Annotated in this window: 8 protein-coding genes and 1 pseudogene; all 9 read left to right on the plus strand. The window is 69.3% G+C overall.

Annotation, left to right across the window (positions count from 1 at the left end):
- Positions 1-225 precede the first annotated feature (225 nt).
- Positions 226-1,188, plus strand: a complete 963-nt coding sequence (locus tag ACFVV1_RS12605; protein ID WP_389988680.1) for a hypothetical protein — start codon at positions 226-228, stop codon at positions 1,186-1,188.
- Between the two features lie 102 nt (positions 1,189-1,290).
- Positions 1,291-3,369: a PQQ-dependent sugar dehydrogenase gene (locus ACFVV1_RS12610; RefSeq protein ID WP_389988682.1), complete on the plus strand. Its 2,079-nt coding sequence runs from the start codon at positions 1,291-1,293 to the stop codon at positions 3,367-3,369.
- A gap of 708 nt (positions 3,370-4,077) precedes the next feature.
- Positions 4,078-5,094: a LacI family DNA-binding transcriptional regulator gene (locus ACFVV1_RS12615; RefSeq protein ID WP_389988684.1), complete on the plus strand. Its 1,017-nt coding sequence runs from the start codon at positions 4,078-4,080 to the stop codon at positions 5,092-5,094.
- Positions 5,091-6,677 (plus strand): sugar ABC transporter ATP-binding protein, encoded by a 1,587-nt coding sequence (locus ACFVV1_RS12620; protein ID WP_389988687.1) that lies wholly within the window; start codon positions 5,091-5,093, stop codon positions 6,675-6,677. Before ACFVV1_RS12615 ends, ACFVV1_RS12620 begins: the two co-directional genes overlap by 4 nt.
- Complete coding sequence (locus ACFVV1_RS12625; RefSeq protein WP_389988690.1) at positions 6,667-8,640, plus strand: substrate-binding domain-containing protein; 1,974 nt, start codon at positions 6,667-6,669, stop codon at positions 8,638-8,640. The genes ACFVV1_RS12620 and ACFVV1_RS12625 overlap by 11 nt, the downstream gene beginning before the upstream one ends.
- A gap of 40 nt (positions 8,641-8,680) precedes the next feature.
- A complete protein-coding gene (locus ACFVV1_RS12630; protein WP_389988693.1) occupies positions 8,681-9,601 on the plus strand; it encodes a ribokinase in 921 nt (306 codons plus the stop codon).
- Positions 9,598-9,987 (plus strand): D-ribose pyranase, encoded by a 390-nt coding sequence (rbsD, locus tag ACFVV1_RS12635; protein ID WP_389988696.1) that lies wholly within the window; start codon positions 9,598-9,600, stop codon positions 9,985-9,987. Before ACFVV1_RS12630 ends, rbsD begins: the two co-directional genes overlap by 4 nt.
- A gap of 157 nt (positions 9,988-10,144) precedes the next feature.
- Positions 10,145-10,375, plus strand: coding sequence for a hypothetical protein (locus ACFVV1_RS12640; RefSeq protein WP_389988699.1), 231 nt, complete (start codon positions 10,145-10,147; stop codon positions 10,373-10,375).
- Positions 10,376-10,557: 182 nt separating this feature from the next.
- Positions 10,558-11,235: pseudogene (locus ACFVV1_RS12645) on the plus strand (serine/threonine-protein kinase); the annotation flags it as partial.
- Positions 11,236-11,243: the final 8 nt, after the last annotated feature.

The following is an 11,243-nucleotide window of genomic DNA, read 5'->3' on the forward strand; positions in this document are numbered from 1 at the left end:
GGCTGGCGGAGCGGCATCTGTGCCTCGACGGGGCGCTCGCGGGCCGCATCCTCGTCCGCAAGGCGGTCCGCACCGCCACCGAAGGGTGCTCAAAAATTGGCCAGTACACGCCCATTGTCAGGGCCGTCGCGAGGGAGTTACATGGTCCCCAGACGTGAACGAAAGCGCTTTCTGTCGATCGGGAAACCCCGGTCGGCTGCCCCTTCGCTGCCGCTGGGAGGCTGTATGACACCGCCCCGCACCAGACGCTACTCACTCGCCGTCGCCGCGCTCGCCGCGACCGCCTTGCTTGCCGCCGCCACGTTTCCGGCCCAGGCGGCCCGCCCCTCAACCGCTCACACTCCGCTGCGAGCCCAGGCCGTGGTGGCGTACGACTTCGGACACCCGGACCCCGCCGACCCGGGTCGCGAGCAGGACATCGGGCGTTCCGGCACCACGCTCAGCCTGATCAACGGCGGTTCCGCGATGCGCGTGGCCGACGAGGCGTACCCGGGCGCTTCGCCCGCCCTGCAGGTACGCCAGCAGAACCCGGCCACCACGGGCAACGACGACTGGAAGGCCGGGACCTGGGACGCCGAAGGCATGTCGTCGCTCGGGGCCTTCAACAGTGCCCGGGGCGCCACCGTCATGGGCTGGTTCAAGATGACGGGCGACAATCCCGCCCTCAACTCCAACACGGCCGACCCGGACGACCGTTACAACGCGATCGGGCTGGCCGGCGTACTGTCCGGAACCTCTGACGGACATGCGGTGCGAGCGCTGCTCGAACTCATCCAGGTCAAGGGTGAGTTGAAGCTGGTCGCACTGGGGAGACGTTTGGACAGCGGCGCCTCCCAGACTTTCGCCGCCGCCGCTCCCTGGGAAGAACTGCTGCCCCGCGGTGAATGGGTCCACCTGGCTGCGACGTTCGACTTCCGTGACGGCACCCTCGCCCTCTACCGCGACGGCAAGCCCCTGGACGGCTTCTACGTCACGCCGGGCGACCCCTGGGATCTCGCCACCACGCCGGCGCCCCACCGCGCCTCGCCCACCGATCCCCGCGGCATCAAGATCGGCGGAAGCTTTCCCCAGAACACCCGGGAGAGCAATGCCTGCGACTGCCGCATGGACGACCTCCTGTTCCTGAACCGCCCGGTTCCGGCCGGAACGGTGGCGGCGGAGTACCGGCGCATGACGCGGGGCCGCTGACCGTTCTCGTCCCTGGATCGTCCTTTCCCTACCTCCTTGTCACGCCAGTCCGAAGGGATCCGCATGGCGTCACCACGTACATATCGAAAGAGCTGGGCGGCCATGGCCGTCGTCGCAGCCCTCGCCCTGGGCGGTCTCGCCGCGCCCTCCCATGCCGACGAGCCTGCCGCAACGACAGCCGCTCTGACCGACCCCATTCCGCAGCAGCCCGTCCAGTCCAGAACGGGCCTCGTCCTGCAGGAGTTCGCGCAGTTCCCCAAGTCGGAACCCGTCCCGGCGCCGACGGATCCGCGCCTGATGCGCCACGACCGGATCAACACCATCAATGAACTTCCCGACGGCTCCGGCCGGATGGCGACCCCCGACCTCAACGGCACCCTGTACCTCACCGACCCGGGAGCCGCGACGCGCCCCTCCGGGGGCACCCCGCATCCCTACCTGGACGTCAAGGCGGCATTCCCGCACTTCTTCTCGGGCCGCGGTCTCGGTCAGGGCTTCGGGTACGCCGCATTCCACCCGGAGTTCGGAGCGAACGGGCGCTTCTACACCATCCATACCGAGCTCGCCTCGCAGGCCACCGAGACTCCCGATTACCGGCAGGCCGGCACGCTCACCTATCACGGCATCATCACGGAGTGGACCGCCGACGACCCCTCCGCGGCCGTCTTCCACGGCACCCATCGCGAGGTGCTGCGTATCGGCTTCACCGGCCAGGTCCACGGCATTCAGCAGATCGACTTCAACCCGACGGCCAAGCCCCACGACGAGGACTACGGCCTCCTCTACCTCGCGGTGGGCGACGGAGGACAGGGTGTCGGCAACAGCGAGCCGCAGGACCTGACGCTCCCGCACGGCAAACTTCTGCGGATCGACCCCGCGGGCCGTGACAGCGCCAACGGCCGGTACGGCATCCCCGCGTCCAACCCGTTCGTCGGTGAGCCCGGTTCGCTCGGGGAGATCTACGCCATCGGCATGCGGGACCCGCACCGCTTCAGCTGGGATGCGGGCGGCAGCCACCGCATGTATCTCGGCCACATCGGCGAGCACGCCATCGAGTCGGTGTACGAGGTCAAGGCCGGTGACAACTTCGGCTGGAGCGAGCGCGAGGGCCCCTTCGCATTCGACAAGAAGACCACCGACCCGTGCGCCCGCATCCTTCCCCTCCCCGCCGACGACGCCCAGTACGGCTACACCTATCCGGTCGCCGCCTACGACCACGACCCGGGACCCGGCTGGAACTGCCGGTCGGATGTGGGCCGCGCCATCGCCGGAGGCTCCGTCTACCGCGGCAAGGACGCGCCGGCGCTGCGCGGAAAGTACATCTTCGGCGACCTCGTGGACGGCCGGATCCTGGCCGCGGACACCCGCGACATGCGCCGCGGCGCCGACCTCGCGCCGCTCGAGCAGCTGATGCTCTTCGACAAATCCACCGGGAAGACGGTCACCATGCGCGACCTCGCCGGTGACCAACGTGTCGACCTGCGCTTCGGCTCCGACCGCAGCGGCGGCCTGTACATCGTCTCGAAGGCCAACGGCAAGGTCTGGAAGGTGACCGGGACCCGCACCTTCGCCGACTGCGAGATCGGCAACACCCCCACCACCCACACCACCGGGGCCGACAACTGGGCGCCGGTCACCCCGGCCAAGTGGGCGTACACCGAACGCGAGACGATCCTGACCGAGCCGGGCGTCGCCCGCCCGGGACCGCGGCGCCCCTTCGAGTACGCCGTCCTGACCGCCGGCCCGCGCTACTCCTCCGTCACCGTCGAGGCGGAGGTGCGGATCGACACCCCCGTCGAGATCACCAACCGTGACGTCATTCTCATCTGGGACTATCAGTCGGACACCCGGTTCCAGTACACGCACCTGTCGAGCGACAACAGCATCTACCCGCACAACGGTATGTTCACGGTCAACGACGCCGACCGGCTGCGCATCGATGACCAGTGGAACGGAACCTACGGCGCACCTCCGGCGATCAAGGACGACGGATGGCACAAGGTGCGGCTCACCCACTGCGCCGACACCGGTGAGACCGCCGTCTACCTGGACGGCAGCCGCAACCCGCTGATCACGGCCACCGACCCGGTCTTCGCCTCGGGCCGGGTGGGCTTCGGATCCTTCGACAACGCGGGCCGTGTCCGTCACTTGAAGGTGAGCGGCACTCCGGCCGGCGACTGACCTTGCGTGAGCGGGCCGTGGCCGTCGGCCCGCTCACGCGCCGTCCCCCATCCGCATCCGTTCAGCGGCCCCGACGCGCGACGATCAGCCCTGGGATGACAGCCGGGCAGCCGCGACGGCCTCGGCTGGATCGGATCGATCCGGAACCTCGACGATCGCCACCACCCCAGGCCGACGGCCACTCACCACCGCTGACTGTCACCGTCGACGCTCCTTGTGGGATCGACCCATTCGCTGGTGTCGGTACGGACGTTGGCGGAATTCACGCGGCTTCAGGTGCCTCCATGTTGTGGGTACCCGTGTGAACAGTGCCTCCGGACCCGACCCTACGCAGAAACGTGTCGTGTTGAAGCGGGTGTCACCGGCTGCCCGGAGTCCGGCCTCCGGCCTGTCCGCACTCCGGCCCCCTCCCGGCCTCCCGGCCCCGGCCCCCTCCCGGCCTCCCGGTCCTGGCCCCGGCCCCTCCTGGCCTCCCGCCCTCCGGCCCCTCCGGTTTTCTCTGCCCTGCGGGCACTGGAGCCGGTGTCCTCGGCGCCGTGCGGAAGAGGCTTCGCGTGAAGCGTCCCTTTGGTCACGATCCGGTCTCGGACATCCGGCCAGGTCTTGTTTTCGGCCATGTAATCGATTCCAATCGTCCTTGTAATCGATTCCACGGCTCTGGACCGCTGGTTTCGAGGCTCACGGAAACCACAAGGAGGTGGTCCGGAAATGGCGAGCATCAAGGATGTCGCGGCCGAGGCGGGAGTGTCCGTTGCCACGGTCTCCCGCGTACTCAACAGCCATCCCTCCGTCAGCCCCGACGCGCGCGCTCGCGTCCTCGCCGCTGTCGACGTCCTCGGCTACCGGCCCAACGCCGTCGCCCGTTCACTGCGCACCGATCAGACGCGCACCCTCGGCCTGGTCATCAGTGACGTACTCAACCCGTACTTCACCGAACTGGCCCGCTTCGTCGAGGAGGAGGCTCGCGCCCTCGGCTACAGCGTCATCATCGGGAACGCCGACGAGCGGCCGGACCTGCAGGAACACCACGTCCGTACGCTCCTCGACCGCCGGATCGACGGACTCCTCGTCTCCCCGGCCGACGGAAGCTCCCCGCTCATGCCGGGCGCCGCGGGCAGCGGCACGCCGATGGTCTTCGTGGACCGTTGGATCCAGGGTGTGGACGTCCCCGTGGTGCGTGCCGACGGCCGCGACGCCATCCGGGACCTGGTAGCCCACCTGCACCGTCTCGGCCACCGCAGGCTCGCGATCATCGCAGGACCGGCGGCCACCACCACGGGCAACGAGCGCGTCGAAGCCTTCCGCGAGGCGCTGCGCGAGCACGGACTCGCCCTGCCCGACGCCTACATCGGCCAGGGCGACTTCCAGGCGGACAGCGGGCGCCGCGTCACCGAGCGCTTTCTGGCCCTTCCCGAACCGCCCGAGATCGTATTCGCCGCCGACAATCTGATGGCGCTCGGCGCGTTGGACGCGATCCGCGCACGCGGGCTTCGCGTACCGCGGGACATCGGGCTCGCGGCCTTCGACGACATCCCGTGGTTCCTGCACACCGATCCGCCGATCACGGCGATCGCCCAGCCGACGGGAGAACTCGGCCGCGCCGCCGTACGCGCGCTGGTCGACATCGTCGAGGGGCGGTCCCCGCAGTCCGTGACCCTTCCCGCCCGCCTTGTCGTACGCAGTTCCTGCGGCGAACACGATTCGAACCGGAGGAACAACCTGTGAGCACCCAGGGCGAGTTGCTGCGCATCGAAGGCGTACGCAAGACCTTCCCCGGAGTGGTCGCGCTCGACAGCGTCGACTTCGACCTGCGCGGCGGCGAAGTGCACGTACTGCTCGGTGAGAACGGAGCGGGCAAGAGCACCCTCATCAAAATGCTCTCCGGCGCCTACCGTCCCGACAGCGGCCGGATCTTCGCCCGGGGCAGCGAGGTCCGCATCCACAGCGCGCAGGACGCCGAACGGCTCGGAATCGCCACGATCTACCAGGAGTTCAACCTGGTACCCGATCTCACGGTCGCCGAGAACATCTTCCTCGGCCGACAGCCGCGCCGCTTCGGGATGATCGACCGGCGTCGCATGGAGGCGGACGCCGAGGTGCTGCTGCGCCGGGTCGGCCTGCATGTCTCACCGAAGGCCAAGGTGCGCGAACTGGGCATCGCCCGGCTGCAGATGGTGGAGATCGCCAAGGCACTCAGTCTCGACGCGCGCGTCCTGATCATGGACGAGCCGACGGCGGTACTCACGTCCGAAGAGGTCGAGAAGCTCTTCCGTATCGTGCGGCAACTGCGCGAAGAGGGCGTGGGGGTCATCTTCATCACCCATCACCTCGAGGAGATCGCGGCCCTCGGCGACCGGGTCACGGTGCTGCGCGACGGGCGCAGCATCGACCAGGTGCCTGCCTCGACGCCCGAGGACGAGCTCGTACGGCTGATGGTGGGACGCAGCATCGAGCAGCAGTACCCGCGGGAGCGCCCGAAGGCCGGGGACTCGCTGCTCGCCGTACGCGGGCTGACCCGGAACGGCGTCTTCCACGACGTCAGCTTCGACGTGCGGGCGGGTGAGGTCGTCGGCCTCGCCGGCCTTGTCGGCGCCGGACGTACCGAGGTCGCCCGTGCCGTCTTCGGCGCGGACCCCTATGACGCGGGCACCGTCGACGTACGCGGCGAGCGGCTGGCCAGGCACGACGTGACCGCGGCCATGGGGGCCGGGATCGGACTCGTACCCGAGGACCGCAAGGCCCAGGGCCTGGTGCTCGATGCCTCCGTGCAGGAGAACCTCGGCCTGGTCACCCTGCGCTCGGCGAGCCGCTCCGGGCTTGTGGACCTCAAGGGACAGCGCACGGCCGCCGCCCGGATCGCCGAACAGCTCGGCGTACGGATGGCGGGCCTCGGCCAGCACGTCCGCACGCTCTCCGGCGGCAACCAGCAGAAGGTCGTCATCGGCAAGTGGCTGCTCGCCGACACCAGGGTGCTGATCCTCGACGAACCGACGCGCGGCATCGACGTCGGCGCCAAGGTCGAGATCTACCAGCTCATCAACGAGCTGACGGCCTCCGGCCACGCCGTGCTGATGATCTCCAGCGACCTGCCCGAAGTCCTCGGCATGAGCGACCGGGTGCTGGTCATGGCCCAGGGCCGTATCGCCGGAGAACTCCCCGCGCACGAAGCGACCCAGGACGCGGTGATGGCACTCGCCGTCAGTGCCCCCGCCACACCGTCCCCCGTAACACCACCCACCACACCTTCCGCAACAACTCCTGCAACAACTCCGGCTGTGAACCAAGAGGAGAGCCCCCGTGGCCACTGACACGCTCAAGAGCAATACGGGCGCGAGTGGCGCCGCGGGCCGTACGGTCCGCCGCCTCCTGCTCGACAACGGCGCCCTGAGTGCCCTGGTCGTTCTGCTGGTGGCGATGTCGCTGCTCTCCGGCGACTTCCTGACCACGCAGAACCTGCTGAACGTCGGTGTGCAGGCCGCCGTCACCGCGATCCTCGCGTTCGGCGTCACCTTCGTGATCGTCTCGGCCGGCATCGATCTGTCCGTGGGCTCGGTGGCCGCGCTCTCCGCGACCGTCCTCGCCTGGTCGGCGACCTCGGAAGGCGTACCGGTCTGGCTGGCGGTCATCCTCGCCGTCGCGACGGGCATCGCCTGCGGATTCGTCAACGGGGCCCTCGTCTCGTACGGCAAACTCCCGCCGTTCATCGCGACACTGGCCATGCTCTCCATCGCGCGCGGCCTGTCCCTGGTCATCTCCCAGGGCAGCCCGATAGCCTTCCCCGACTCGGTCTCCGTGCTCGGCAACACGCTCGGCGGCTGGCTGCCCGTCCCGGTCCTCGTGATGATCGCGATGGGCCTGATCACGGCACTGATCCTGGCCCGCACCTACATCGGCCGTTCGATGTACGCGATCGGCGGCAACGAGGAGGCGGCCCGGCTCTCCGGACTGCGCGTCAAGCGGCAGAAGCTGGCCATCTACGCCCTGTCCGGTCTCTTCGCCGCGGTCGCGGGCATCGTCCTCGCGTCCCGTCTGACCTCCGCCCAGCCGCAGGCCGCGCAGGGGTACGAACTCGACGCGATCGCCGCGGTCGTCATCGGCGGCGCCAGCCTGGCCGGCGGCGTCGGCAAGGCGTCCGGCACCCTGATCGGCGCGCTCATCCTCGCCGTGCTGCGCAACGGACTCAACCTCCTCTCCGTGTCCGCCTTCTGGCAGCAGGTCGTCATCGGTGTCGTCATCGCCCTCGCGGTGCTGCTGGACACGCTGCGCCGCAAGGCCGGGTCCAAGGTTGCCTCCTCGACCGGTTCCCCCGGCGCACCGGGGTCGCCGGGGTCCGGCCGCAAGGGAGCGGGAGCGGTCAAGTTCGGGATCGCCGCGGTGTGCGTGGCCCTCGTCGTGGGCGGGGTCTCCTACTTCAACTCCGGCTCGTCCGGCGGCACCACGAAGGTGGGCATGTCGCTGTCCACGCTCAACAACCCCTTCTTCGTACAGATGAAGGCGGGCGCCCAGGCGGAGGCGAAGGCGGCCGGAGTCGACCTGACCGTCACCGACGCACAGAACGACGCCTCGCAACAGGCCAACCAGCTCCAGAACTTCACGAGCTCCGGAGCGAAGTCCATCATCGTCAACCCGGTGGACTCGGATGCGGCGGGCCCAGCCGTCCGGGGAGCCAACAAGGCGGACATCCCGGTGATCGCCGCCGACCGAGGCGTCAACAAGGCGCAGACCGCGGCGCTCGTCGCCTCCGACAACGTCGCGGGCGGCGAACTCGCCGCGAAGACGCTGGCCGACAAGCTCGGTGGCAAGGGAAGCATCGTCATCCTGCAGGGCACCGCGGGTACGTCGGCCAGCCGCGAGCGCGGAGCGGGCTTCGCCGAGGGGATCAAGGCGTACCCCGGCATCAAGGTCGTGGCCAGGCAGCCCGCGGACTTCGACCGCACCAAGGGGCTGGACGTCATGACCAATCTGCTCCAGTCCCACCCCGGTATCACCGGAGTCTTCGCCGAGAACGACGAGATGGCGCTCGGCGCGGTCAAGGCACTCGGCAGCAAGGCAGGAAAGTCGGTGTCCGTCGTCGGATTCGACGGAACACCGGACGGCCTGAAGGCGGTTGGGGCAGGCACGCTGTACGCGTCCGTGGCCCAGCAGCCGAAGGAACTGGGCAAGATCGCCGTGCAGAACGCGGTGCGGGCCGCCGAGGGCAAGAAGGTCGACAGCACGGTGAAGGTGCCGGTCAAGGTGGTCACCGAGAAGAACGTCGCCGACTTCTCCTGAACAGCGCCTGAGCAGCGTCCGACCTCGGAAAGCAGGAACAATGCACGTCAACGACCACTACCGGTACGACCTGCTGGTCGTGGGCTCGGCCAACGCCGACCTGGTCATCGGTGTCGAACGCCGTCCGGCCCCCGGTGAGACCGTGCTCGGTTCCGACCTTGCCGTCCACCCGGGCGGCAAGGGAGGAAACCAGGCGGTGGCCGCCGCCCGCCTCGGGGCCACCACCGCCCTGCTGGCCCGGGTCGGCGACGATGCCCACGGCCGCCTGCTGCTCGAATCGCAGCGGGCGGCGGGGGTGGACACCGAGGGCGTCCTCGTGGGCGGGGCTCCGACCGGCGTCGCGCTGATCACCGTGGACCCCTCCGGCGACAACAGCATCGTGGTGTCGCCGGGGGCCAATGCCCGGCTGACCCCGGAGGACATCCGGGCGGCCGGCCCCCTCTTCGCGGCGGCGCGGGTCGTCTCCGTACAGCTGGAGATTCCGCTGGAGACGGTTGCCGAGGTGGCTGGTGCCATGTCACCCGGTACCCGGCTGGTTCTGAACCCGTCCCCGCCCGCACCCCTGCCCGATCACGTGCTGGCCGTCTGTGACCCCTTGGTCGTCAATGAGCACGAGGCGCGCTACATGCTGGGGGAAGCCGCCGGCGGCACGCCTCAGGAGTGGGCGCGAGCACTGCTGAAGCTCGGCCCGCGGTCGGTCGTGGTCACGCTGGGTGCGGCGGGCGCGCTCGTCGCCGACGGCCGTACCGGTGACGTCGTACCCGTACCGAGCCCCAGGGTCGAGGCTGTGGACACGACGGGGGCGGGCGACGCGTTCACCGCCGCCCTGGCCTGGCGGCTCGGCCTGGGAGAGCAACTCACCGAGGCCGCCGCGTTCGCCGTCAGGGTCGGTGCGGCGGCCGTCACCCGGCAGGGCGCGCAGGCGTCCTTCCCGAGCGCGGAGGAAGTCTCCGCGCTGTGAAGAAGGCAGGAATCCTCAACCGTCATCTCGCCGGGGCACTGGCCGAGTTGGGGCATGGTGACGGGGTACTGATCTGCGACGCGGGCATGCCCATCCCGACCGGTCCGCGCCTTGTCGACCTGGCCTTCCGGGCCGGCGTCCCCTCGTTCGCCGAGGTGCTCGACGGGTTGCTGGACGAACTGGTGGTGGAGGGCGCGACAGCAGCGCACGAGGTGCGGGAGGCCAACTCGGAGGCCGCACGCCTCATGGACGAGCGACTTCCGGAACTCGCCCACGTACCGCACGAGGAGCTCAAGGCGCTTTCGGCGGGTGTCCGGCTGGTGGTGCGGACCGGGGAGGCGCGGCCGTACGCGAACGTGCTGCTGCGGTGCGGGGTCTTCTTCTGACGGTCCACAAGAACTCGGATGCGCCTGGTCCCGGCCCACCGGGAGGTCCGTGCGCTCGACGAGCAGTGGGAGGTCGCGTGGGTCGGGGACACGCCCAGGCCGGCCGCGTCGCGCGAGTACGGCTGCGGGCACGTGAGGACGGTGATCCGGTGCCGGGATGCTGCAACTGCACGGCCTCCGAGTGGAGCGAGGCGATGAACGCCGGATCGGGCTCCGCCAGAGCGTCCTGCGCGGCCTCCTCCGCGTGCGGATGCCGGAGTGGACGAATCGCTCGATGCCCAGGTCGGCGTACTGCTGGATACGGTCCGGTGACCTGCTCGCCATGAGTTACGGGGCACACGCGACCACGGCCCATGACCGCTTTGCCGTGCGCTCCGTCGCCCGTTGATGGTGATGTGATCAACTCAAGGACGCGCGGTGAGAACGCCGTCGGACGCAGCATCGTCCGGGCCCATTCCGGTCGAGGTGTGTCGTGCGCGGAACACTGGAGGACAAGAAGTGGAGAAGGTCGGCCCGGGAGCGATCCTGCGGGGGCGTCATCGACTGGAGCACCTGCTGGGGCAAGGATCCATGGGGCAGGTGTGGCGGGGTCGGGACCTACATCTGGATCGCCCCGTTGCTGTAAAGACTGTGGCGGCCGAACTCCTTGCTCTTCCCGACAGCCGACGAAGAGCGCTGGCCCGTTTCGAGCGTGAGGCCAAGGCCGCGGCTCGGCTTGATCACCCCAACATCACCGCGGTGTACGACGCTGCGGTAACGGACGATGTCTGCTGCCTGGTGATGCAGCTCGTCGACGGCATCACGCTGGAGTATCTGTTCGACCAGCAGGACGACGAGCGGTTCGACGTACCGGCCGCCGCCGCGGTTGCCGCCCAATTGTGCGCCGGCCTTTCCTCGGCGCATGCCGCAGGCCTGGTCCACCGGGACCTGAAGCCGGAGAACGTCATGGTGCGACGTGACGGGATCGTCAAGATCCTCGACTTCGGTCTCGTGAAGGTCCTTTCCGAGACCGATCCGAGTCTCACCATGACCGGCGAGAGCCTGGGGAACATCGTGTACGCGTCGCCGGAACTCCTGGCAGGGAACCGGCCGCTCGACGCGCGCAGCGACCTGTACGCGGTCGGCTGTCTCCTGCACCACATGCTGGCCGGAAGTCCGCCTTTCGGTTCCGACAGACCGGCTCTCCTCGCCACTCAGCACCTGACCGTGACGCCGCCGCCGATCGCAGACGCCGGTGTGGACGTGGACCGGTCGCT

It is taken from the genome of Streptomyces sp. NPDC058092 (assembly GCF_042884935.1).
GTDB lineage: Bacteria > Actinomycetota > Actinomycetes > Streptomycetales > Streptomycetaceae > Streptomyces.

Excerpts from the sequence above, each read along its gene's own strand:
- ACFVV1_RS12610 (WP_389988682.1), top strand. The coding sequence starts at position 1,291 with ATGGCCGTCGTCGCAGCCCTCGCCCTGGGCGGTCTCGCCGCGCCCTCC.
- ACFVV1_RS12640 (WP_389988699.1), top strand. The coding sequence starts at position 10,145 with ATGCTGCAACTGCACGGCCTCCGAGTGGAGCGAGGCGATGAACGCCGG.
- ACFVV1_RS12630 (WP_389988693.1), top strand. The coding sequence starts at position 8,681 with ATGCACGTCAACGACCACTACCGGTACGACCTGCTGGTCGTGGGCTCG.
- ACFVV1_RS12615 (WP_389988684.1), top strand. The coding sequence starts at position 4,078 with ATGGCGAGCATCAAGGATGTCGCGGCCGAGGCGGGAGTGTCCGTTGCC.
- ACFVV1_RS12605 (WP_389988680.1), top strand. The coding sequence starts at position 226 with ATGACACCGCCCCGCACCAGACGCTACTCACTCGCCGTCGCCGCGCTC.